The organism is Mycobacterium sp. ENV421, from assembly GCF_002887815.1.
Classification (GTDB): Bacteria; Actinomycetota; Actinomycetes; order Mycobacteriales; family Mycobacteriaceae; genus Mycobacterium.
Genome location: NZ_PDHO01000013.1, coordinates 109,256 through 131,535, shown reverse-complemented (window position 1 = coordinate 131,535; position 22,280 = coordinate 109,256). Strand labels below are relative to the sequence as shown.

Below are 22,280 nucleotides of genomic sequence, written 5' to 3'. Positions count from 1 at the left end.
GGTGTTTCTTCGTCAGCCTTCGGCGCTGACCGACTCGGCGACACGGATCGCCAGCAGTCGGGCGGTGTCTTCGTCGGCGGCTTCCACCATGACCCGCACCATCTGTTCAGTTCCCGATGGGCGCAACAGAATTCGCCCGGTGTCACCGAGTTCAGCCTCGGCTTCGCGTACCGCGCTCCGCACCGCGGGCGCTTCGGCGACCGTCGCCTTGTCCGCCACCGTGACATTGATGAGCACCTGCGGCAGCGTTTGCATCGGCGCTGCCAGCTCGGCAAGCGACAAGCCGGTCTGCGCCATCCGCGCCATCAACCGCAAGCCGGTGGCGACGCCGTCGCCGGTCGTTCCCAACGCGGGCATCACGATGTGGCCGGACTGTTCCCCACCGAGCGAGTACTCCCCGGCGCGCAGTTCCTCCAGGACATACCGATCACCAACACCGGTGGTGCGCACCGTGATACCGGCTTCACGCATCGCGATATGCAACCCGAGATTGCTCATCACGGTGGCCACCAGCGTCTCGGACGCGAGCTCACCGGCCTCGCGCAAGGCCAGGGCGAGGATCACCATGATGGCGTCGCCGTCGACGACCCGGCCGTCGGCGTCCACCGCCAGGCAGCGATCGGCGTCGCCGTCGTGCGCTAAACCGAGATCAGCGCCATGGGTCAGCACCGCGGCCTGCACCTGCTCCAGGTGCGTCGAACCGCAGCCGTCGTTGATGTTCAGGCCGTCCGGTTCGGCGTTGATCGCGATCACGGTTGCGCCCGCAGCGTGGTAAGCGCGCGGCGCGGCCTGGAACGCGGCGCCGTTGGCGCAGTCGACGACGACCGTCAGCCCGTCCAATCGCACCGGTGCCGCCCCGCGGATGTGGTGCAGGTAGCGCTCCAGCGCATCGCGGGCATCGAGCACACGCCCGATCTCGGCACCGACCGGACGCAACCCGGGACCTTGAGCAACCAGCTCTTCGATCCGATCCTCGGCGTCGTCGTCGAGCTTGTGTCCGCCGGGGCCGAAAATCTTGATGCCGTTGTCCGGCATCGCGTTGTGCGATGCCGAGATCATCACACCGAAATCGGCGCCGTAGGCCGCAGTCAGAAAGGCGACCGCCGGTGTGGGCAACACTCCGACCCGCAGCGCGTCCACACCCTCACTGGTCACACCGGCGATCACCGCCGCCTCGAGCATCTCGCCGCTGGCGCGCGGATCACGGCCGACGACCGCGAGGCGCCGGCCGGAGCTTCGGGTGGTCGCGAGCCGGCGCGCCGCCGCCGCGCCCAACGCCAGGCCCAGCTCGGCAGTCAGTTCTCGGTTGGCGACGCCGCGGACACCATCGGTCCCGAACAGTCGACCCATGTGGACAAATTTCTCACAACTAGCCGCTCAGAACACAACCAACGAGGTTAACGGCCGTGTCGCCGCCAAACCGACATGGCAACGAGACACCGAGAACGAACACTGCCCGCACCCGGTGCGGGTGCGGGCAGTGCGCTGCTGGGATTCAGCTGGCCGGCGATTACCGGCTGCCGGTCATCGGCGCCTCGGCAGGCTCCGGGGCGGCGGGCACGGCGGTCGCGCCGATACCGGCGTCGGCGTGTCCGTTCTGGCCGGGAGCCAGTTCGGAGTTACCCGGTCCGGCCTGGGTGAACGTGTAGCTCACGCCCGTGGCGCTGCTGGCGCACACCGGAACGGTCGAGATCTCCTTGCTGGCGAGCTGCGGCAGCTTCGACGAGAGGTCGTCGCCCGGGCACACACTGGTGGCCAGGGTCTGCGCGCTGCTGACCGACACGTTCTGAATGGTGCCGAGTTGCTCACCGTTGACGGTCAGGCCCACATTGAGCTGGTCGCCCGCCTGCGGCGCCTGGGGCTGCGGCGCCGGGGCCTCGGGAGCCGCGTTCGCGAGTCCGAAACCACTCGCGACGAGCAGCGAGCCGCCAAGAACCGCACCAGCGGCCGTCTTCGTGAACGTGTTCATAATCGCTCCTTTTCTTCTGCGTGATGGGCAGGGAATCAGAGCTGCGGGAGCACTCAGCTCACCTCACAGCCCCGAAGGAGAACACCGACCCCCCGAAGGGTCCCGCCTCCTACCTCGGGCAGCCGACGTTGCCGCCGGCCTCTCAGAGGCTTGCCGAAGGGCGGTCGACTCAAACCGGAACGTGGCACTCGTTCTGGACATGCACGCTGAGCAGGCAACACGACATGTGACCCAGGTCATAAACGACGCACCGGGCGCCTCCAGCCGAAAGACTGGCGACGCCCGGTGGGCCGTTGCGTAGATGTACGCGGCAGATCAGCGCTTGCTGTACTGCGGCGCCTTGCGGGCCTTCTTGAGGCCGTACTTCTTGCGCTCGATGGCACGCGGATCACGCGTGAGGAAGCCGGCCTTCTTCAGCGCCGGACGGTCCTCGGGCTGCACCAGGATCAGCGCGCGAGCGATCGCGAGGCGCAGCGCACCGGCCTGACCCGAGGGGCCACCGCCGTCGAGGTGGGCGTAGATGTCGAAGCTGTCCACCCGGTCAACGGTCACCAGCGGGGCCTTGATCAGCTGCTGGTGCACCTTGTTCGGGAAATACGCCTCCAGGGTGCGGCCGTCGAGGTTGAACTGGCCGGTGCCCGGCACCAGCCGAACCCGCACCACAGCCTCCTTGCGGCGGCCGACGGTCTGGATGGGACGGTCGATGATCACCGGAGCACGCGGCGTGCTCTCGGCAGCGGCCTCGGGGGCCTCGGAGGTCTCGGGGGCCTCGGTCGCGTCGGCGGTCTCGGTCACTTCGGTCTCCACGACCTCGGTCACGTCTGTCGTTTCGCTCACTGGGCCACCTGCTTGATCTCGAACGGAATCGGCTGCTGGGCGGCGTGCGGATGATCCGGGCCCGCGTAGACCTTGAGCTTCTTCTGGATCTGCCGGCTCAGCTTGTTGTGCGGCAGCATCCCGACGATGGCCTTCTCGACCACGCGATCGGCATGCTTTTCCATCTCGTCGCCGAGGGTGCGCGCCCGCAGGCCACCGGGGTAACCCGAGTGACGGTAGGCCATCTTGGACTGGAGCTTGTCGCCGCTGACGGCGATCTTGTCGGCGTTGATGACGATGACGAAATCGCCACCGTCCACATTCGGCGTGAATGTCGGCTTGTGCTTGCCGCGCAACAGGTTTGCTGCCGCGACGGCGAGCCGGCCGAGCACCACGTCGGTGGCGTCGATGACGTACCACGAACGTGTGGTGTCACCCGCCTTCGGCGTGTACGTAGGCACAGCGCTACCTTCTTTTCTTCTCGGGTGAGTCCCGGTATGACCCGGGTGCCGGTCGAAGCGCGACGGTCGGGATTGCTCCTCGGCGACCAACACTGACCCGAGAACCCGGCTTACCCCGCGGTGCGAAACCGCGGCGTACCGCACGCCAACGTGGCAGCTTACCTGCGACGATCGGGGCAGGTCAAAACGCTCATGCCCGCTCGTAGGCGATGTTGGCGACAGCCCGGACGTAGTGGGTACCCGCAGCGTCGGTCATGGTGGCCGAGACCGTCCCCATCCGGCGGCCGACCCGTTCGGTGGCGGTGGCCAGCGTGAGGGACCGCCCGTCGACCGGCGGCGACCGGAAGTAGTAAACCGACAGGTCAGCCAGGGTGTAGCGATCGCCCGCGCCGGTGTGCGCCTGGCCGGCCAGCGAGCAGGCCTGCCCGATGATCGAGGCGATCACCCCGCCCTGGATGGCGCCAAGCGGGTTGGCCATCCATGGCTGCGGGTCGATGGCCAGGATCGGCTCGTCGGCGCTTTCGACGGTCATGGCCAGCAGTTCGCTCAAGGGTCCGCGGGCGATGTCCCCGCGACTGATGGCGGTCAGGATGCGCCGGCCGTCCCAGTCCGGATCGATGGCCGACACCGTTGTGTCGACGTCGGGCGGGGTGGGCAACGTCTCGACGGGTTCGGCGATCGCATCCTTGTCGAGCGCGCGCAGCGCCTCGGTGCTGCGGCCGACCCGGACGGCGCGGGCCACGCCCGAGCAGACGACGTCGTGCGAGCCGTTGGTGATGGTCATCGTGGCGGTGCCGTGGCTGTCGTCGCGGTGGGCCATGGCCGACACCGCGTGCAGCCGATCCCCCACCTCGGGTCGGGCACCGGCCGTCAGCGCCAGCCAGGACTGCACGGTGGCGACCGGCTCGGCGAACGTGTACCAGTAGGCGCCGCTGGTGACTGATTCGGCCATCACCGCGTAGGCGGGCATCTCCAGCAGACCGCGGTGGTCGACGAGCGTCTGATTCACCTGTTGATCCAGCGAGATGCCGGCCTCATTGACCCTGGTGAAGCCGACGCAGAAGACCGACTGAGGTCCGTTGGGTGTGCTCATTTCCCGGCATCATGCCGTAATTCGGTTTCGGAGCCGACACCGCCTGTGGTCGGATCGCAGGCATGGCGCATATCTGGCCGCTGTTCGACCTCGATGTGGTGACACCGCGCATCGTGCTGCGCTATGTCAGTGACGAGCTGGGCGCGGCGCTGGCATCGTTGGCGGCCAAGGGTATTCACGATCCGGCGACCATGCCGTTCACCGAGCCGTGGACCGATGTGCCCGCACCGGAATTGGAGCACAACAGCCTGCAGTACTACTGGCGCAACCGTGCCGAGACTTCCGTCCAACGGTGGAACCTCGACCTGGCGGTACTGGTCGACGGATCGGTGGTCGGGATGTGTTCGATTCACGCCGAGGACTTTCCGGACAACCGCCGGCTGACCACCGGCTCCTGGCTAGGCCTGGCGCATCAGGGCCGCGGCCTCGGAAAGGAGGTCCGCCAGGCGGCTCTGCATGTGATCTTCGCCGGCTTCGACGCCGATCTCGCGGTCACCAGGGCCTGGCATGACAACGCCGCGTCGCTGGCGGTGACGCGGTCGCTGCCCTACCTCGAGACCGTCAGAACCGTCGAGCTGCGACGCGACCGCCCCGACACCATGGTGGGTTTCGCCATGACGCCGGGGCGGTGGGCGACGATCCGACGCGACGACATCCGTCTGGTCTGCATCGACGCCGTTCGCGGGCAGCTGGGGACTCAGCGGTAGTCGATGACGACGCGGCCGTCGATCTGGCCGCGCTCCATCCGGCCGAACACCTCGTTGATGTCGTCGAGCTTGGCGGCTTCGACGGTGGGGTGGATCAACCCGCGGGCGTAGAAGTCGAGCGCCTCGGCCATGTCCTGGCGAGTGCCGACGATCGAGCCGCGAATTGTCAAGCCCTTCAACACGATGTCGAAGATCGGTGCGGGAAAATCGCCCGGCGGCAGACCGTTGAAGACGATGGTTCCACCGCGCCGGGTCAGTCCGATCGCCTGGCCGAACGCCTGCGGGTGCACCGCGGTGACGAGCACGCCGTGCACACCACCGGTGGCCTTCTGCACTTCGTCGACGACGTCGGAGGTTCTGGCGTTGACAGTCACCTCGGCCCCGAGCCGCTGCGCCAGTGCGAGTTTCGCGTCGTCGATGTCGACGGCGACCACGCGCAGGCCCATCGCGCGGGCGTACTGCACAGCGATGTGCCCCAGGCCGCCGATACCCGAGATCGCGACCCATTGGCCGGGCCGGGTGTCTGTGACCTTGAGGCCTTTGTAGACCGTGACGCCTGCGCACAGGATGGGTGCCACCTCGAGCGGGTCGATGCCATCCGGAATCCGGGCGGCGTAGGCCGCATTCACCAGCATGTAGGCACCGAAGCTGCCGTTGACGCTGTAGCCGCCGTTCTGCTGGCTCTCGCACAACGTCTCCCAGCCGGTGCGGCAGTATTCGCAACTACCGCAGGCCGACCACAGCCACGCGTTGCCGACCTTATCACCGAGTTTCAGGTCGGTGACACTTTCGCCGAGCGCGACGACAGTGCCGTAACCCTCGTGGCCCGGGATGAACGGGGGTGCTGGTTTGACCGGCCAATCACCATGGGCGGCATGCAAATCGGTGTGGCAGACCCCGGAGGTCTCCAGTTTGACCAGCGCTTCCCCGGGGCCGGGAGTGGGCAGGTCGAGGTCGGTGACGTGCAGTGGTGCACCGAATTCGGTGACGACTGCAGCGCGCATGGTGTCGGTGTCGGTCGATGCGGCGGGTGCGCCAAGTGTCTGTGTCATGGTCATTTCCTTTGGGGTGGTGGCGTTCTCAGCGGTGTCTTCGCTTCTTCGCGCAAGCGCTCAGAAGAAGCCTTGGGCTTTGTTGGAGTAGGAGACGAGGAGGTTTTTCGTCTGCTGGTAGTGGTCGAGCATCATCAGATGGTTTTCCCGTCCGATGCCGGACTGCTTGTAGCCGCCGAACGCCGCGTGGGCGGGGTATTGGTGGTAGCAGTTGGTCCAGACGCGTCCGGCTTTGATGTCGCGGCCGGCGCGGTAGGTGGTGTTGCCGTTGCGACTCCAGACTCCGGCGCCGAGGCCGTAGAGGGTGTCGTTGGCGATGCGGATGGCGTCGTCGTAGTCGGTGAAGGACGTGACGGCGACGACGGGTCCGAAGATCTCTTCCTGGAAGACCCGCATCGCGTTGTCACCGGTGAAGATCGTCGGCTGCACGTAGTAGCCGCCGTTGAGGTCGCCGCCGAGCTCTGCGCGTTCACCGCCGGTCAGGATCTGGGCACCTTCGCTTTTGCCGATCTCGATGTAGGACAAGATCTTCTCGAGCTGGTCGTTGGAGGCCTGCGCGCCGATCATCGTTTCGGTGTCCAACGGGTCGCCCTGACGGACCGCTTTGGTGCGGATGGCGGCCATGGCCAGGAACTCGTCGTAGATGTCGGCTTGGATCAGGCTGCGGGACGGGCAGGTGCAGACTTCGCCCTGGTTGAGGGCGAACATCGTGAAGCCTTCCAACGCCTTGTCCTGGTAGTCGTCGTTGGCGGCGAGCACGTCGGAGAAGAAGATGTTGGGGCTCTTGCCGCCGAGCTCGAGGGTGACCGGGATCAGGTTCTGGGAGGCGTACTGCATGATGAGCCGGCCGGTGGTGGTCTCGCCGGTGAACGCGATCTTGGCGATGCGGTTGCTCGACGCCAACGGCTTACCCGCCTCGACACCAAATCCGTTGACTACGTTGAGGACTCCGGCGGGCAACAGGTCGGCGATCAGCGAGATCAGATACAGCACCGAGGCCGGGGTCTGCTCGGCGGGCTTGAGCACAATCGCGTTGCCCGCGGCCAGCGCCGGCGCCAGCTTCCACACCGCCATCAGGATCGGGAAGTTCCACGGGATGATCTGCCCAACCACACCGAGCGGCTCGTGGAAGTGGTAGGCGACGGTGTCCTCGTCGATCTGACTCAGTGAGCCTTCCTGGGCACGGATCGCCCCGGCGTAATAGCGGAAGTGGTCCACCGCCAACGGAATATCGGCGTTGAGGGTTTCCCGGATCGGCTTGCCGTTGTCCCACGACTCGGCCAGCGCGATCGACTCCAGGTTGGCCTCGATGCGGTCGGCGATCTTGTTCAGGACCAGGGCCCGTTCGGCTGCGGAGGTCTTCCCCCAGGCGGGTGCCGCGGCGTGCGCGGCGTCCAACGCCTTCTCGATATCGGCGTCGGTGGACCGCGCCACCTCGCAGAACACCTCACCGGTCACCGGCGTGCGGTTCTCGAAGTACTGGCCGCCCACCGGCGCCGTCCACTCACCACCGATGAAGTTCTCGTAGCGGGCCGCAAAGGCCATCAGCGAGCCCTCTGTACCGGGCCTCGCGTATACGGTCATGGTGTTCTCCTACCTGGTCAAGACGACGAAATGTGTCGGTCGTCACTGAAGGTAGGCAGTGCGGGGTTGCAGCACGGTTGCACTGGTTCGCGCACCGTTGCGTGCGGGGCTCAGGCCAGGTCGAAGTCCAGTCCAGCCAGCTTGCCGCGGGCCTGGGCCTGCTGCACCGAGCCCGGCAGCGTCCCGTCGTGCAACGCGCGCCACCCGTCGCGGTCGTCGCGCCCATCCGGGCTGTCCAGCCAACGGCGCAGCACCGCGGGGTCACCGGTGGACAACACCGCGCCCCGCAACGTCATCGCCAACTCTGTGCGCAATCTCCCGACTGCCGGTGAGATGGACTGCGGCAGAAGCGGTCCCGGATACCGATCGAGCGCGCCGGTCACGTCCCCGGCATCGAGCGCCTCATATACCTCACCGATGTCGGTGGTGATCGGCACCATCAGCCGATACGGCCGCGACTCGATGGCATCGGCGCCGACAACCTTGCGCAGCCGCGACATCTCGGCACGCACCGTCACGACGTCCAGGTCCTTGTCGTCGAGCAGCATCGCCAGGTGGTCGGCGCTCAGCCCCTCGGGGTGACGGCTCAGCAGCACCAGGATGTCGGCGTGCCTCCCGGTCAGCGTGGTGGCACGCAAGTGCCCGAACTCGTCGGTGACCAGCCAGCGCGGGCGTTCGGAACCGAGCACGGCCAGCCGCGGCCGTGGCTGCGCGGCCTCGACGGGTCCACCGGTCAGCCGCAGCAGCGCCAGGTGCGTTTCGACGGCGACGACGGTGGCGCGCACCAGCGCCAGGGCCTGCGGCGTGGCGACCCGCGATCCGCCGGTCAGGTCGAGTGCGCCGAGCAGGGCACCGGTGGCGGGGTCGTGCACGGGGACCGCCGTGCAGCTCCACGGTTGCACCACGCGGGAGAAGTGCTCGGAACCGTGAATCTGCAGCTCAGCGTCCACAGCCAGCGCGGTACCGGGCGCGTTGGTCCCCGCGCCGCGCTCACTCCAGTCCGCCCCGGGCACAAAGTTCATGGCCTCCGCACGCCGGCAGGCGTTGGGGTCACCCTCCACCCACAGCAGCGTGCCGTCGGCACCGCTCACGGCGACGACCACCCCGGACCCGGCGGCATCGTCGACGAGCAGCCGGCGGATCACCGGCAGTGCGGGTGCCAGCGGATGCGCCTCGCGCAGCCGGGCCAATTTCTCGCCGACCGGGGAGGGCTGGGCTGCGCCGTCCGGGTCGACGCCCTTGGCCAGGCTGCGTTGCCAACTCTTGGCGACGATCGGTCGCAGCGAGCTCGACTCCAAGTAGCTGGCATCGACCTCACCGGCGACGAACAGCTCGTGGACCGCGCGCAGCAGCGCCGACGGCCGGGCGCCACCGGCCCCGGTTCGCGTCGTTCTGGATATGCCCATCGGCGATCACACTCCTGCGTGCGGTCACCGGAGACCGGCGCGCGTGCGGCCACGATACGCCAGATCTCGACCGGCATGTGGGCATCGGATGCGATCGGCCCGAGATGACTGTGCGGCCCCGTTGGCTCTCCTCCGCGGGGGCCGCACAGAGATCGAGGGACGCCGTCAGCCCCACATCCCGGCGGCGCGGCGGTCGGCATCGGCCACGTCCGCTGCACCGTCACGCACGGCAACGCCCAGTCGGACCAGGATGTCGCGCAGTGCCGACGCTGATTGCTGCCACTGGGCCTGTTCGGCCTGATAGGCCGCCGCCGCGTCCCGGGTCCAGACCTGTTGGAGCGGAGCGATCTGACGACTCAGATCGTCCAAGGCCGCGCCGAGTCGCGCCGACGTGCGCTGGATGTCGGCGAGAACCGCCGCGTCGATCTCGGCGAAATCGTAAGAGAGGACGGGGTCCACGGAGGTGCTCCTTGTCTAGAGGTGCGCGGTCACGGCGGCGATGCGCTGGGCATGCAGTTGAGCGGCCTCACGCAGCTGGTGTTCGTTGTTTCTGATCGTGTCCGCGATTCCGGCCAATGCCTGCGACAGCTTGGTGGACTCGTTGTTCCAGTGCGCGACGACAGTCTGGAATCGCGCGGCAGCCAATCCACCCCACACTGTGGGCGGCACAGATTCCATCCGGGTGATGAAGCCGTGCAACAAAACCCGTATCTCGTCGTTGCGGGTGTCGGCAGCCGCAGCGACCGAGCGCATCAGGTCGAAGTCGGTGCTCAAAGTCGTCACGTGTGGTCCTTCCGGTCGAGTTGTGCAGGCTTACAATGGTTTCGACGCTCATGAGCCGTCTGCGGTTCCACTGAATTCATGAGCGGATTCAACGGCTTCGTCGCAGGGCTCGGCGATCGAATCGGGCCGGCCCTGCGCAGACTGGCAGCCGATGCTGATGCGCGTCGACCCGTCGAGTACCACCGCCCACCGGATCTCGCGGGCGATGCGGACTTCCCGGTACGTGACCGCTGGGCGCCCGCCACGCCGGTCCGCGGGGTTGAAGTCGACGAACACACCGCGGGGCTGCTCGTCGATCGCCTGGCGCAGGGTCGCGGCGGTCTGATCCAAAGTCTCTTCAGGAGAATAGGATTGGGTGACGTGCAGGGCCGTGTTCGAATCGGTTGGCGAGCTGGCCTGAACGCGGCGCGAACCAGGGCCTGCCGTGACGCGGGTGATCACCCAATCCGGTGGGATCCGCACTGTGACGCGGCCTTCGACGATGTAGATGCCTCTGGGAGTCGGTACCGTCGGTCTGCCGACCGCGGCCACTCCAACCACGCACAGAGTCAACGCCACGCCGGCCGCCACAGCCGCCGCTCCCCACCACTGTCGCCGCGGGACGGGTCCTGGCGCCGCCGTCGCGGGAGTGGGTTTCTCGATTGTATCGGCGAGCACCGTGGACCTGGGCTGCGCGAGAACCTCGGTGGCGACTGCTGCCGCAGCATCGACGAGTCGCGAGACCCGGTGGGGTGTCCACCACGACGGATGCACGACAGTCAGTGTCTCGCAGCGCTCCTCGACACAGTCGGCGAAGATTGTCCGCCACAGATCGGCAACGGCGACCGGCCGTTCGCGAAACAGCACCACCGTGTCGTCGATGCCGGCCAGAGCAGCCGTCACCATCTCCGGGTCTCCCGTGCGCTGCGGGTGGGGCGTCAGCCGGGTGACCACTGCGGGACCGACTTCCAGCACTGTCACGGTGGGCTCCAGCCGACCTGGACCAGCTCGGCGCCGGCCCGGGTCACCAGCAGTCCGCGTCCGGGCGGGCGCCGGGTCGCGCGGTGGTGGCCGATCAGCGGGCCCTCGTCGGAGCTGCCGCTCATCAGCAGCGCGCCGCACCCGCTGTCCCGGACCTGCGCCAGCAGGGGTTCGAACATCGCCCGCGCAGATCCGGCGCAGCGTCGTGCGATGACCATGCGCAGCCCGATGTCAGCGGCGTGCGGCAGCAGTGCGACCAGCGGACTCAGCGCATCCGGTGAGGTGGCGCCGACCACGTCGTAGTCGTCGACCACGACATAGATCTCCGGTCCGGTCCACCACGATCTCGCCCTGAGCTGTTCGATCGTGGTGTCGGCGGTGGGCAGTCTGTTCTGCAGCAACGAGATCAGTCCGGGAAGTCGTTGTGCGAGGCCGTGTTCGGAGAACACGTAGTCGAGCACATGATCCGCATCGGCGATATCGAGCAGTCCACGGCGGTAGTCGACGACGAACAACAGCGCGGGTTGCGTTGTCGCAACGCGCAGTATCTCGCGGCACAGCGTCCGCAGTGCCGAGGTCTTCCCGCATTCCTGGTCGCCGAGGACCAGCAGGTGCGCCAGGCGACGGAAGTCCACTGCCACCGGGGCGAACTGGTCTTCACCCAGGCCGAGCAGAACACCATCCATGTCGCCGGGTGCCATCTCGACGACCGCGGGGTGATCGATGTGTCCGGGCAGCAGTCGCACCGGCGGCGCCTGCCACGACCCGTCGCAGAGAATGTCTGCGCCGTCCGGGACGGCGATCAGGAAGTGGTTGCCGTCGCGGGTGATGCCGCGCCCCGGGACGTCGATCGGAACGAGCGCCGCCTGCTTGCGATCCATCTCGGAGTCGATCGGATCCCCCAGTCGCAGTTCGATTCTGGTACCGATCTGGTCCTTGAGCGCAGGCCGGATGTCGGCCCACCGACCGGCGGTCAGGATCAGGTGGATGCCGAACGACAGACCGCGGGAGGCGATGCCGGCGATCGCCACCTCGAGATCGGGACACTCCTCCCGCACGCTCGACCACCCGTCCACGACGAGGAAGACCTCACCGTACGGGTCGACATCGTCGTGGTTCTCGCGAGCGGACAGGACGGCGCCGACGTGGCTGATCGTCCGGTGCACCAACTCGGTCTCGCCCCGGCCCGCGACCGATCCCACGTGCGGTAACCCTCGCAGCGAATCGAGGGTGCCGCCGCCGAAGTCGATGCAGTAGAACTGGACTTGCCGCGCGTCGTGCCGGGCGGACATCGCGGTGATCAGCGACCGCACCGTGGTGGACTTTCCGCTTTGTGCCGTTCCGACCACCGCAACGTTGCCGAGGGCCCCGGTGAGGTCGACGGTCATGGGTGCCTGTCGCTGCTCGAACGGCAGGTCGATCACCCCGATCGCCACCGCACGATCGCGCCTCGCACCGTGTGGCAGGTCAGCGAGGTTCACCGATCTGGTGAGCGGGGGGAGCCACATCCGGTGCGCCGACGTTCCGGTGCCGCTGAACCGGTCGACGATCGCATCGAACACGGTTCGATACGGCCCGGCGGCGTCGACGGTCGCCGGCGGCGAGGCGGATTCCCGGGTGAACACCGCCACGGTGGCGACTTTCGCTGGTGTGACACTCGCCGGGGCCGGGCGCCCGAGATAGGCCGCCTGAAATCGCACCAGCCGCCCGTCGGCGGTCCGCAGCAGTGCGGCGCCCGGGGTGGCCGCCAGCTCGGCAGCGTCCGTGACACCCAGTACCGCCCGCGATTCCGCGGCCGTCGCTGTCTTGAGACAGATGCGATAGGACAGATGCGATTCGAGACCGCGCAGGCGCCCCTCGTCCAGGCGCTGACTCGCCAGCAGCAGATGCATCCCCAGTGAGCGCCCGACGCGTCCGATCATCGCGAACAGGTCGGCGAAATCAGGCTGATGAGCGAGTAGTTCGGCGAATTCGTCGACGATGACGAACAATGTCGGCAGGGCGGGCAGGCTGGGATCTGCGAGTCGACGCCGACGGTACGCGGCCAGGTTGACCGAATTGCCTGCCCCCCGTAGGAGCTCCTGACGGCGGTGAACCTCACCGCCGAGCGCGGCCTTCGCGCGCGCCACCATCGGTGCGGCGTCGGCAAGGTTGGTGATGACCGCGGCGACGTGGTGCAGACCCTCCAGACCGAGAAACGTCGCGCCGCCTTTGAAGTCGATGAGCACGAGGTTGACGTCGTCCGGCGAGTGCCTGGCGATGATCCCGGCAGCGATCGTGCGCAACAGTTCGGATTTTCCCGAACCCGTCGCACCCACACACAGCCCGTGCGGACCGTGGCCACCGTCGGCCGGCTCCTTGATGTCGAGAACGACCGCTTCGCCGCTCACCCCCGCACCGAGCTCAACCCGGAGTTGCTCGGACGAGGGTAGCGGTGGCCAGAGAGCCTCCGAATCCGGGCAACTCACGCCGAACCCGCTGTCCTGGTGGCGGTACCGCGCCAATCGGCGGGCACACGTCCGCGCCTTCATGATCGTCATGGTGTCGGCGGTGGCGAACTCGTCGATGCCCGCACCGCTGCGCACCGCGAGGCGGCCCCCGTCGACCCGCAGGCATCGCCGTTCTGAATCGTGTTCCACCTGCGCGACGGCGATGACGGTGGTGCCGGGGCCCGCGTGCGTTCGGTGATCCGCTCCGTCGACGACGACGACCCGATACCCAACCCGGCGCTCGCGATCATCGTTGTGCGGCAGCCACTTCAACCAGTCCCACTGTTGCCGGTGCTCTGCGGTGACGTCCGCCGTGATCACCAGGTTCGCCGGGCTGTGCAGCACGGCGAGCTGGCACAGCATCGCTCGCACCAGGGCGCGCGCACTCGACGGATCGCCCTCGACGACCAGGACACCGACCCTCGGCAGCGCGATAATGACGGGTACACCGTCGACCGTCGCGTGGTGGTGCACGAAGCGCCGCAACGCACCGGCGGTCACCGGGTCCAGCTCGTCCACCGGGCCGACCGGCGGAACGACCATCCGGCGCGCCAGCCGGTGTCGGCCGACACCGACACGGACGTGGCAGAAGTCCGGGTCCTGATCGCTGCGCTCCCACAGCTGTGGGCTACCGACCAGCGTCCACAGCGCGGCCGGCTCCGGATGTCGCTGCTGCAGTGCAGAGCGTTGGCGCTGCGACGTGTCCCGCAACTGCTCGCTGAGCCGATCGAGATGATTCAGATAGCGTCTGCGTTGATGATCCACCCCGCGGCCTGATCGCCCGGCACCGGCCTGCAGCGCCATTCCGACCGCCGACAGCACCATCATGGCAGGCAGCATCACCGTTGTCGGTCCGTGCGAGGCAACTCCCGACCCCCACATCACGGCACCGACGGTGACCACCGCAGCGACCGCGACCAACGGCACGAACCGCGACAGGGCCGACGTCTGCTCGACACGGGGCAACTCACCGATGACCACATCGTCGGTCGGGAAGTCGATCGCCGACCGGCAAGCCCGATTCATGTACGGACGGTAGACACCGTCGGCCCGGACCGGCAATTCACCTGTGGACAGCGGAGTTCGACACCACCGCGAGATCACTACCGTCCGCTGTCATGGCTGCCACCGACCAGACCTGCCAGGTGTCGATCCGTATCGCCGACCGGGAAACAGACGTCAGCCTGCCCGCCTGCATCCCGATCGCCGCGCTGATACCCGCCGTGGTCGACGTGACCGGCGCGGCGGAGTTCAGCGGCACCGATCCGCATCTCATCCGCGTGTGTGGACAACGGCTCGACCCGGAGAAGACCCTCGTGCAATCCGCCGTCCATGACGGTGAACTTCTGATCCTGACCACCGCGGAGCCGCCGGCGCCCATCACCCGGTTCGATGTGGGCGGCATCGTGACCGATGCTATTGCGGCGCTGCCCGAACCGACGTGCCGGCTCATCCGACGCGGCGTCGGTCACGGCGTGCTGGGATGGTCGGCCGTGGCACTGCTGGTGTTGCTGGGCCGTGCGATCGCGGACCCGGCTGCAAGCCGTCATCCCGTAGTCGCCGCAGCCGCAGCGCTTTTCGCGATGTCCGGTGCGGTCATCGTGCACCGGACAACAACCGGCCAGGTGACGGTGGCGGGCCTCGGCGTGCTGGCTGTCGCCTTCGCGGGTCTGACCGCCGCCCTGCTTCCGCTGGGTCCGCCGGCGATGCCGACGTTCGTGGTCGCGATGGCCGCGATCGCGTCGGCCTCGCTGCTGGCCTGGCGCCTGTTGGGTTGTGTGACTGAGGTTTTCCTTCCGCCGGCCGTTGTTGCGATGGCGGCGTCGATGACGACGATGGGGGCGGTGGCGGGGTGCTGGCCGGCTGACACCTGCGGGCCGATGCTGGCATGTGGGTCAGTGGCCGCGTTGGCGGCGTCGGCGCGATTGTCGATCCACAGTTCCGGGCTGGCCAGCGCCCGCCTCGCCGACACCGACCTCGACGCCCTGGCACGACGGGCTCATCACCGGCTGACGCTGATCGCGGCGACGGCAGCAGCTGCGACGGCTCTCGGCGCGGCGGTCACGGTCATGACCACCTCGCATCCCCTTCTCGCGGCGATCTTCCTCGCGATCATTGCCGCGCTGCTGATTCTCCGAACCGTCCGAGAGCACACCCGATGCCGGATTGTCGCGCACAGCATTTCGTCCGCAATCACCGTGACCGCGCTCGGCGTCCTGTGCGCCGTCGCCGCACCGCAGAGCATCCCCTGGCTGTGCGGGGTCTGTGCGCTCATCGCCGCCGGGGCGGTATGGGTCACGCACCGCGGACCGGTCCCCATCGCCCCGGCGGTGCGCCGGGTGGTCTCGACCGTGGAGCTGATGCTCGGCGCCGCGGTCGTACCCGGCGCGTGCGCGGCAGCAGGCATGTTCAGCGGGCTCGCTCAGATCGGTTCGGCCTGGTGAGGCTCACCGCGCGGATCGCATACGCCGTCACGGCGGCGCTTCTCACGGTGATGCACTGTGCGCCACTCGCGTTCGCGGTGATCCCGCCGCCAATCGACAATTCACTGCTGCCGACGGCGGCTCCCGCTGCCCCACCCCAGCCGACCGAACAACGCCGGCCCTGCACCGTGCCGCTTCCCGCCGAGTCCGGCGTACCGGCGCCGCAGTTCGCCGGTGTCGACGTGGCGGCGATGTGGCGGCTCACGCGGGGAGCAGGTCAGCGCGTCGCGGTGATCGACACCGGGATCGCCGCGCATCGCCGGTTGCCCGATGTCGTCGCAGGCGGCGACTACGTGTCGACCGGCGACGGCAGACAGGACTGCGACGGACATGGGACCGTCGTCGCGGGCATCATCGCGGCTGCCCCAGATCAGACTGATGGGACGGGGTTCTCCGGGATCGCCCCGGAGGTCACCCTGATAGGAATTCGGCAGTCCAGCAACAATTTCGGGCCATTGGCTGATCCCGGTGAGCACGGCTTCGGCGATGTGAGCACGCTGGCCATGGCGGTGCGGACGGCCGCGGACATGGGTGCGTCGGTGATCAACATCTCGTCGGTGGCCTGCGCCGAGTCGAGTCTGGACGACCGTGCGCTGGGGGCGGCACTGTCGTACGCGGTCGATGTCAAGGATTCCGTGGTGGTGGTCGCTGCGGGAAATGTCGGCGGCGACGGCCAGTGCCCCGGCCAGAACACCACGGCACAGCCCAGTGTGATCGCGAGCCCGGCGTGGTACGACGACTATGTCCTGACAGTCGGCTCGGTGGGCTCCGACGGCGCGCCATCGGAATTCAGCCTCAACGGCCCGTGGGTCGACGTCGCGGCCCCCGGCGAGAATGTCGTGTCGCTGGATCCCGACGGCGACGGCGTCATCAACGCCCTACCGACGCCGGCGGGACAGGCGTCGATGTCGGGCACGAGCTACGCCGCGCCAGTGGTCTCCGGCGTGGTGGCTCTGGTTCGGTCCCGCTTTCCGCGGCTCTCGGCCCGCCAGGTGATGGCGCGCATCGAAGGCACCGCGCATCATCCTGCGCAAGGGTGGAACGCCGCGGTGGGCAACGGTGTCATCGATCCTCTGGCTGCGCTCAGCGATCACACCAGCGAGCCGCTGGCGCACCAGACAACGCTTTCGGCGCCACCACCGACGCAGCCCGAGATCAGCCACCGCTACGCGGTCGCGGGAAGTGCGGCGGCGCTGTGTGTGGCCGGCGTGGTGGCGGCGTCGGTGCGGCTACGGCGCCGCACCGAGGACGTCCCGGCCGACTAGGGCGGCGTCCCGGCCCAAGTGCGGACCGGCGGGAAGCACGCCGACGATCGACCATGGCGCAGTGGCAGGAACGCCACTGAGCCCGAGGGCGGCTGTCGCCGAATCATCGACGGGGAAGCGCACTCCCGCGCTCGTGACGAGGTAGCGTCCTGTTCCCGGCCCACCGGTGACATCCACGCTGGCGCCGGGGATCATCCGCACCCTGTCGACGGCGGGTCCGTCCCCGTCGGATCCGGCCAGGTCGACCGTGCCGGGACGATCGCCGGGGTGTGCTGTGACGGCGACACCACTGTGTCCGGATATCCATGTCGCACAGACGTCGTCGCCGGCACCGAGCAGTGCGGGCGGCTCATCGGGATACCCACCGACCGGCAGGGTGTCGACGAGCGGGCTGCGCGCGATCAGCTCCGGCGGCACCTCGGTGATCTGGGCCCGCGCGGCCGGGTCGCTGAACCGGATGAGTTCGGCGGCCAGCCGGCCGATGCGCTGAAGGCCACCCGGCAGCGCGACGTAGTACTCGGGTGATTCGGTCCGCGCGACGCGCAGGACGGTTCCGACCGCGATTCCGGTCACCCCGGACGGTTGTCCCATTCCGGCGATCCGGGGTGCACTGATCGCCGGTACTTCGGGGATCGTGTTGAGCACGGTCGAGGACACCGTGCGCAGCGCCGCCTCGTTGATCCGCAAGGCGCGCGCGGTGGCCGGGTCGCCGGGATCGAGCATGGCGCGCGTGCCGTCGTACAGCAGGTAGGCCGATCCGTCACCGTGCGCCACTGTGGCGAGGACGGCGGTGCGCCGGTCCAGGTCGGGCGGTATGGCGTCGTCGCCGACGACGGCGGTGGTCTTGCCCTCGACGTCGTCGCACACCGCCCATCTCACGTCGCGGGGCGCCATTACGCGCCCGAACGACGCAGGCGCGCCGGGGATCCCCAGGATCGGACCGGTAGCCGTATCGCCGAGTGCGGCGTCGTCGACCAGTCGCGGTGTGGCCGGTGTACCCAGAATCAAGCGGGCCGACGTCAGGTTCGCCACCGGGCGGAGACGGTCGTCGATCCTGACGAACAGGGCGCCGGACTCTCGCACCATCACCACCGTCGCATCGCCGGGGATGACACCGCGGCCCGTCGACCCCAGGATCGTGTCGAGGACCAGAGCAACCCCCGCCACTCCGCAGCCGACCAGGAGCGAGAGCTTGCGGGCGCGAAGGGGGTCGTGCCAGGCCGGCATCTGCCGCGCCAGGACCGCATACTCCAAGCGGCGCAGGAGGAATCGCTGTGCACTCAGCTGAACTCGACGTGGGGGGCCGGCCATCTGCGTGACGCTAGAACACCCGCTTAGGCGGCGGTGTCACTCATCAACAGCCCCCTCTTTCGAGCGACGCTCCCGGTAGGCGGCGACGTGCTGACGATTGCCGCAGTTGCCGGTGTCGCAGAACATCCGGGAGCGGTTGCGGGACAGGTCGATCAACACCGCATCGCAGTCCGGGGCCGCACAGATCTTGAGCCTGCGCAGTTCACCGGCACGCACCAGGTCGGCCAGCGACATCGCCATCTCGGCACCCATCCGCTGGGCCAGCGGATCGTGGATGGACGCCAGGTGCAGGTGCCACTCCGGCATCTCCGGGTGACGGGTCAGCCACGGGGAGGCGCGGGTGTCGGACAGCAACGCATTGATCTGACCGACCGCGCGTTCCTCGTCGGCGGCTGCCGCCCAGATCCGGCCCAGCCGGTTCCGCAACGTGTGGACCGCCGAGACCTCGGCGTCGTCGCGATCGCGCCGTCCGGTCCAGCCGTGGCTGTCCAAATAGTGGTCGAGGGCGGGCTGGTCGCCCAGTTGCTCACCGTCGACGCGGTCGCTGTTGATCAGCGCACAGGCAGCACGCAACGTGAGCTCAGTGTCATGACTGAAAAGCATTTGACTCATGACTTCCTCCGGACGTAGTGTCATGACCAATATCTATTTTACTCATTACATCCGGGAGTGCCTCATGTCGACGCTGGTCCGTACCCACGACCACTTCCGGCTTGGGCTGATGTTCGCCATCGGATCGGCATTCACGTTCGGCATGTCCGGCCCCTTCGCCAAATCGCTGATGGGCGCCGGCTGGTCGCCGACCGCCGCGGTCACCGCCCGGCTCGCCGGCGGTGCGCTGGTGATGGCGATCTTCGCCACCATCGTCAAGCCCGGCTGGGTCCGCGAGGCCCGCGCACACGCCCGCGTCGTGGTGGCCTACGGGCTCGTCCCGATCGCCGGGGCCCAACTCTGCTACTACAACGCCGTCTCCCATCTGTCGGTCGGCGTGGCGCTGCTGCTCGAATACACCGCGCCCATCCTCGTCGTCGGCTGGATCTGGGGAACCACCCGGCGCCGCCCCCGCGCCATGACGCTGGCCGGAGTGGCACTCGCCGTGGCCGGAATCATGTTGGTACTCAACGTCTTCGAAGGTTCACACATCAACACGGCCGGCGTTCTGTGGGGTTTGGGTGCGGCGATCTGCGCAGCCTGCTACTTCATGATGTCCGATGAGGTCAGCGCCGACGGCAGCGGATTGAACTCGATCACCCTGGCCGCCGGCGGGCTTGTGGTCGGCACGATCGCTGTGGTGCTGCTCGGCCTGACCGGCGTGATGCCGCTGATCTTCACCGCGAACCACGCGGTCGTCGCCGGACTGACGGTGCCCTGGTGGGTTCCGGTGGTGATGCTGGCCGTGGTGGCCACCGCGATCGCCTACACGCTGGGCATCAGTGGAGTTGCGCGGTTGCGCCCGAGTTTCGCCTCTCTGGTCGGCCTCGGCGAGGTGCTGTTCGCCGTGCTGTCGGCGTGGGTGTTGCTGGGTGAGGCCGTGACCGCAGTGCAGGCCGTCGGCGGTGTGGTGGTGCTGCTGGGCCTGGCTCTGGCCCGCCAGGGCGACCGCAGCGCCGCTGTCACCGCAGCGACGTGGCCCGATGCGGGACCGATCGAGGAAGTCGCCGCGCGGAGCTGATTTCCGCGGCGCGCAAGCAAACGTCGGGAATGAAACTCCGCTCTCATCTGTAACATCCAGATGTGACATCAACCGCTGCGCCGAAGCGTTTCCTCCTGGCCGCCGCCGCTGCCGTCCTCACCGCGATGTTCGCGCTGGTCAGCCCGGCCACCGTGCCGACAGCGGCGGCCGCGTGCAATGACGTGCAGGTGGTGTTCGCCCGCGGCACCGACGAGCCGCCGGGCATCGGCCGGGTCGGGCAGGCATTCGTCAACGCGCTGCGACCCAAGATCGGCAACCGCTCGATGGGCGTCTACGCCGTGAACTATCCCGCCAGTTACGACTTCCTGGCGGCCGCCGACGGCGCCAACGACGCGAGTGCGTTCATCCAGGGTGTGGTCAACGACTGCCCGAATACACGGTTGGTGCTCGGCGGGTATTCGCAGGGCGCGGCGATCATCGACATCATCACCTCGGTCCCCTTCCCGGCGGTCGGCTTCAACAACCCGTTGCCGCCGAACGTGCCGGAACACGTCGCCGCGCTGGCCGTCTTCGGCAACCCCACCACACGAGTCGGCCTGCCCCTGACCAGCAGCGCCGTCTACGGCGGCCGGGCCATCGACCTGTGCAACGCCGGTGACCCGATTTGCAGCAGTGGCGACGACGTCCAGGCCCACCGCATCTACAACAGCGACGGGTCGGCGGCTCAGGCCGCCTCGTTCGTCGCCGGTCTGCTCTAGATCACAAACGGTTTGGGCCTCCCAGCCGGGTGTGTGACTATTAGCCGAATGCTCGCGACGAAGGGGTTCTCATCAGCATGGCCAGGCCGACCCTGACACCACGCCGCAAACTCGGTGTTGCCTCGATCGCGGCGCTGGCGATCCTGCCGCCGATCGTCGTCGCCCCGGCAGCCCAGGCCGAGCCGTGCCCGGACGTCGAAGTGGTCTTCGCCCGCGGGACCAGCGAGCCGGCCGGCATCGGCCGCGTCGGACAAGCCCTCGTCGACAATCTGCAGGGCCAACTCGGTGGACGTTCGGTTGGCGCCTATGCGGTGAACTACCCGGCGACCTACGACTTCCTGGGGGCCGCTGACGGCGCCACGGACGCGACCAACCACATCGCCACCATGGCCGCGGCCTGCCCGGCGACCAAATTCGTCCTGGGCGGCTACTCGCAGGGCGCCGCGGTGGTGGACATGTTGGTCGGCATTCCGCCGCTGGGCAACAAGGTCGGTGACATCGGCTCGGCGCCACCGCTGCCGGGCAACCTGGCCAACCGCGTCGCCGGGCTGGCGGTCTTCGGCAATCCGTCCACCAAATTCAGCATCCCCATCACCTCGGCCGGTGGGCCGTTCGCCGGTAAGGGCGTCGACTTGTGCAACGACGGCGACCCGATCTGCTCGCGGGGACGCAATCCGTTCGCACACACCGATTACGAGCAGGGTCCGGCGCCGGCGCAGGCCGCCGGCTTCCTCGCCGGGCTGTTGTAGCCGCGCAAATTTATTTGCTGCCAGCATTCTCCCAGGCTCGTCTACCATTGCTGGCATGCGCGCGAAAACGGTTCTGAGCGCGGCGGCGGCGGTGATGTCCGTCGCCGCATCACTGTTGCCGACGGCGGTGGCGTCCGCCGCGGACTGCCCCGACGCGGAGGTGATGTTCGCGCGCGGACGCTTCGAGCCGCCGGGCATCGGCCGCATCGGCCAGGCGTTCGTCGATTCGCTGCGCGGTAAAACCCCGAAGAGCGTCGGGGTGTACGGGGTCAATTACATCGCCGACTGGGACATCGTGCCGGGCGCGAACGATCTGAGCCGGCACATGCAGTACATGGCGACCAACTGCCCCAACACCCGCCAGGTGCCGGGCGGCTACTCGCTGGGTGCCGCGGTGGTCGACGTCGTAGTCGGTTCGAACACGGCGCAATTCGGCTTCAACTCACCGCTGCCCGCCTCCGTCGCCGATCACGTCGCGGCGGTGGTGTTGTTCGGCAATGGCACCCGCAGCATCTTCGGGCCGGTGTCGGCGGCCAACAGTCCGGTCTACGGCCCCAAGACCATCGATCAGTGCAACGTGGACGACCCGATCTGCAACGGCATCGATCCGAGCACCCTCGCCGACAACTGGAACTCGCACCTGCAGGACGCCTACATCGGCTCGGGTCTGGTTGACCAGGCCGCCCAATTCACCGCAGACAGGCTCTGACCCGTGCGCATTCGGGGCACAGTGACCCGTGCGGTGACGGTGGTCATCGCGG

General features: G+C 68.1%; 21 protein-coding genes. 7 read left to right on the top strand and 14 right to left on the bottom strand.

The genetic code is table 11. The annotated features are described in order from the left end of the window. Nucleotides 1-12: 12 nt before the first annotated feature. The 5 genes from glmM to CRM90_RS17070 form a co-directional block, all read right to left on the bottom strand. Entirely contained in the window at nt 13-1,350 is a 1,338-nt protein-coding gene (gene glmM / locus CRM90_RS17090; protein WP_102808123.1) for a phosphoglucosamine mutase, read from the bottom strand. A 160-nt stretch (nt 1,351-1,510) separates the two neighbouring features. Beyond that, the gene (locus CRM90_RS17085; RefSeq protein ID WP_102808122.1) at nt 1,511-1,969 is read right to left on the bottom strand and encodes a hypothetical protein; all 459 of its coding nucleotides are present in this window, start codon (nt 1,967-1,969) and stop codon (nt 1,511-1,513) included. A 315-nt stretch (nt 1,970-2,284) separates the two neighbouring features. Continuing rightward, on the bottom strand, nt 2,285-2,764 hold the full coding sequence (gene rpsI / locus CRM90_RS17080; RefSeq protein ID WP_102808157.1) for a 30S ribosomal protein S9: 480 nt from the start codon (nt 2,762-2,764) through the stop codon (nt 2,285-2,287). Between the two features lie 38 nt (nt 2,765-2,802). After that, complete coding sequence (rplM, locus tag CRM90_RS17075) at nt 2,803-3,246, bottom strand: 50S ribosomal protein L13 (RefSeq protein WP_036340754.1); 444 nt, start codon at nt 3,244-3,246, stop codon at nt 2,803-2,805. Between the two features lie 190 nt (nt 3,247-3,436). Then, nucleotides 3,437-4,339 (bottom strand): PaaI family thioesterase, encoded by a 903-nt coding sequence (locus tag CRM90_RS17070; protein WP_102808121.1) that lies wholly within the window; start codon nt 4,337-4,339, stop codon nt 3,437-3,439. A gap of 62 nt (nt 4,340-4,401) precedes the next feature. On the opposite strand from CRM90_RS17070, the gene CRM90_RS17065 reads away from it, so the two are divergent. Beyond that, on the top strand, nt 4,402-5,046 hold the full coding sequence (locus CRM90_RS17065) for a GNAT family N-acetyltransferase (RefSeq protein ID WP_102808120.1): 645 nt from the start codon (nt 4,402-4,404) through the stop codon (nt 5,044-5,046). Here the strand turns inward: CRM90_RS17065 and adhP are convergent. The 7 genes from adhP to eccCb all read right to left on the bottom strand — a co-directional run bounded on the left by adhP (nt 5,037) and on the right by eccCb (nt 14,346). Then, nucleotides 5,037-6,098, bottom strand: a complete 1,062-nt coding sequence (adhP, locus tag CRM90_RS17060) for an alcohol dehydrogenase AdhP (protein WP_102808156.1) — start codon at nt 6,096-6,098, stop codon at nt 5,037-5,039. The two genes, CRM90_RS17065 and adhP, sit on opposite strands and share 10 nt — an antisense overlap. Nucleotides 6,099-6,158: 60 nt before the next feature. After that, nucleotides 6,159-7,682: an acetaldehyde dehydrogenase ExaC gene (exaC, locus tag CRM90_RS17055; protein ID WP_102808119.1), complete on the bottom strand. Its 1,524-nt coding sequence runs from the start codon at nt 7,680-7,682 to the stop codon at nt 6,159-6,161. A gap of 110 nt (nt 7,683-7,792) precedes the next feature. Beyond that, nucleotides 7,793-9,088: a GAF domain-containing protein gene (locus tag CRM90_RS17050; protein WP_102808118.1), complete on the bottom strand. Its 1,296-nt coding sequence runs from the start codon at nt 9,086-9,088 to the stop codon at nt 7,793-7,795. A 165-nt stretch (nt 9,089-9,253) separates the two neighbouring features. After that, complete coding sequence (locus CRM90_RS17045; RefSeq protein ID WP_102808117.1) at nt 9,254-9,547, bottom strand: WXG100 family type VII secretion target; 294 nt, start codon at nt 9,545-9,547, stop codon at nt 9,254-9,256. A 15-nt stretch (nt 9,548-9,562) separates the two neighbouring features. Continuing rightward, a complete protein-coding gene (locus CRM90_RS17040; RefSeq protein ID WP_102808116.1) occupies nt 9,563-9,871 on the bottom strand; it encodes a WXG100 family type VII secretion target in 309 nt (102 codons plus the stop codon). 48 nt (nt 9,872-9,919) lie between these two features. Beyond that, a complete protein-coding gene (locus tag CRM90_RS17035) occupies nt 9,920-10,831 on the bottom strand; it encodes a type VII secretion-associated protein (RefSeq protein WP_233209366.1) in 912 nt (303 codons plus the stop codon). Then, entirely contained in the window at nt 10,828-14,346 is a 3,519-nt protein-coding gene (gene eccCb / locus CRM90_RS17030; RefSeq protein WP_102808154.1) for a type VII secretion protein EccCb, read from the bottom strand. The genes CRM90_RS17035 and eccCb overlap by 4 nt, the downstream gene beginning before the upstream one ends. A 92-nt stretch (nt 14,347-14,438) precedes the next feature. Here eccCb and CRM90_RS17025 point away from each other — a divergent pair, with 92 nt between their 5' ends. Further along, on the top strand, nt 14,439-15,764 hold the full coding sequence (locus tag CRM90_RS17025; RefSeq protein WP_102808115.1) for an EsaB/YukD family protein: 1,326 nt from the start codon (nt 14,439-14,441) through the stop codon (nt 15,762-15,764). Beyond that, on the top strand, nt 15,761-17,068 hold the full coding sequence (mycP, locus tag CRM90_RS17020; RefSeq protein ID WP_502693284.1) for a type VII secretion-associated serine protease mycosin: 1,308 nt from the start codon (nt 15,761-15,763) through the stop codon (nt 17,066-17,068). Before CRM90_RS17025 ends, mycP begins: the two co-directional genes overlap by 4 nt. On the opposite strand, the gene eccB is transcribed toward mycP, so the two are convergent. Together eccB and CRM90_RS17010 are read right to left on the bottom strand one after the other, a co-directional pair. Further along, a complete protein-coding gene (eccB, locus tag CRM90_RS17015; RefSeq protein ID WP_102808114.1) occupies nt 17,033-18,379 on the bottom strand; it encodes a type VII secretion protein EccB in 1,347 nt (448 codons plus the stop codon). The genes mycP and eccB overlap by 36 nt on opposite strands. Before the next feature lie 36 nt (nt 18,380-18,415). Continuing rightward, the gene (locus CRM90_RS17010) at nt 18,416-18,982 is read right to left on the bottom strand and encodes a CGNR zinc finger domain-containing protein (protein ID WP_102808113.1); all 567 of its coding nucleotides are present in this window, start codon (nt 18,980-18,982) and stop codon (nt 18,416-18,418) included. 73 nt (nt 18,983-19,055) lie between these two features. Between CRM90_RS17010 and CRM90_RS17005 the strand changes: the two genes are divergently transcribed. The 4 genes from CRM90_RS17005 (at nt 19,056) to CRM90_RS16990 (ending at nt 22,228) form a co-directional block, all read left to right on the top strand. Next, nucleotides 19,056-20,051, top strand: a complete 996-nt coding sequence (locus tag CRM90_RS17005) for an EamA family transporter (RefSeq protein WP_102808152.1) — start codon at nt 19,056-19,058, stop codon at nt 20,049-20,051. A 125-nt stretch (nt 20,052-20,176) separates the two neighbouring features. Continuing rightward, the gene (locus CRM90_RS17000; protein ID WP_102808151.1) at nt 20,177-20,770 is read left to right on the top strand and encodes a cutinase family protein; all 594 of its coding nucleotides are present in this window, start codon (nt 20,177-20,179) and stop codon (nt 20,768-20,770) included. A gap of 77 nt (nt 20,771-20,847) precedes the next feature. Continuing rightward, nucleotides 20,848-21,519, top strand: a complete 672-nt coding sequence (locus CRM90_RS16995) for a cutinase family protein (protein ID WP_102808112.1) — start codon at nt 20,848-20,850, stop codon at nt 21,517-21,519. Nucleotides 21,520-21,565: 46 nt separating this feature from the next. Continuing rightward, nucleotides 21,566-22,228, top strand: a complete 663-nt coding sequence (locus CRM90_RS16990; RefSeq protein WP_370508847.1) for a cutinase family protein — start codon at nt 21,566-21,568, stop codon at nt 22,226-22,228. Nucleotides 22,229-22,280: the final 52 nt, after the last annotated feature.

What these genes read in the sequence shown, in the direction of transcription:
- CRM90_RS17085 (WP_102808122.1), bottom strand. Translation starts at nt 1,969, where the DNA reads ATGAACACGTTCACGAAGACGGCCGCTGGTGCGGTTCTTGGCGGCTCG.
- eccCb (WP_102808154.1), bottom strand. Translation starts at nt 14,346, where the DNA reads ATGAATCGGGCTTGCCGGTCGGCGATCGACTTCCCGACCGACGATGTG.
- adhP (WP_102808156.1), bottom strand. Translation starts at nt 6,098, where the DNA reads ATGACACAGACACTTGGCGCACCCGCCGCATCGACCGACACCGACACC.
- CRM90_RS17025 (WP_102808115.1), top strand. Translation starts at nt 14,439, where the DNA reads ATGGCTGCCACCGACCAGACCTGCCAGGTGTCGATCCGTATCGCCGAC.
- CRM90_RS17005 (WP_102808152.1), top strand. Translation starts at nt 19,056, where the DNA reads ATGTCGACGCTGGTCCGTACCCACGACCACTTCCGGCTTGGGCTGATG.
- glmM (WP_102808123.1), bottom strand. Translation starts at nt 1,350, where the DNA reads ATGGGTCGACTGTTCGGGACCGATGGTGTCCGCGGCGTCGCCAACCGA.
- CRM90_RS17000 (WP_102808151.1), top strand. Translation starts at nt 20,177, where the DNA reads ATGTTCGCGCTGGTCAGCCCGGCCACCGTGCCGACAGCGGCGGCCGCG.
- exaC (WP_102808119.1), bottom strand. Translation starts at nt 7,682, where the DNA reads ATGACCGTATACGCGAGGCCCGGTACAGAGGGCTCGCTGATGGCCTTT.
- CRM90_RS17050 (WP_102808118.1), bottom strand. Translation starts at nt 9,088, where the DNA reads ATGGGCATATCCAGAACGACGCGAACCGGGGCCGGTGGCGCCCGGCCG.
- CRM90_RS17010 (WP_102808113.1), bottom strand. Translation starts at nt 18,982, where the DNA reads ATGCTTTTCAGTCATGACACTGAGCTCACGTTGCGTGCTGCCTGTGCG.
- CRM90_RS17070 (WP_102808121.1), bottom strand. Translation starts at nt 4,339, where the DNA reads ATGAGCACACCCAACGGACCTCAGTCGGTCTTCTGCGTCGGCTTCACC.
- CRM90_RS17065 (WP_102808120.1), top strand. Translation starts at nt 4,402, where the DNA reads ATGGCGCATATCTGGCCGCTGTTCGACCTCGATGTGGTGACACCGCGC.
- eccB (WP_102808114.1), bottom strand. Translation starts at nt 18,379, where the DNA reads ATGGCCGGCCCCCCACGTCGAGTTCAGCTGAGTGCACAGCGATTCCTC.
- CRM90_RS16995 (WP_102808112.1), top strand. Translation starts at nt 20,848, where the DNA reads ATGGCCAGGCCGACCCTGACACCACGCCGCAAACTCGGTGTTGCCTCG.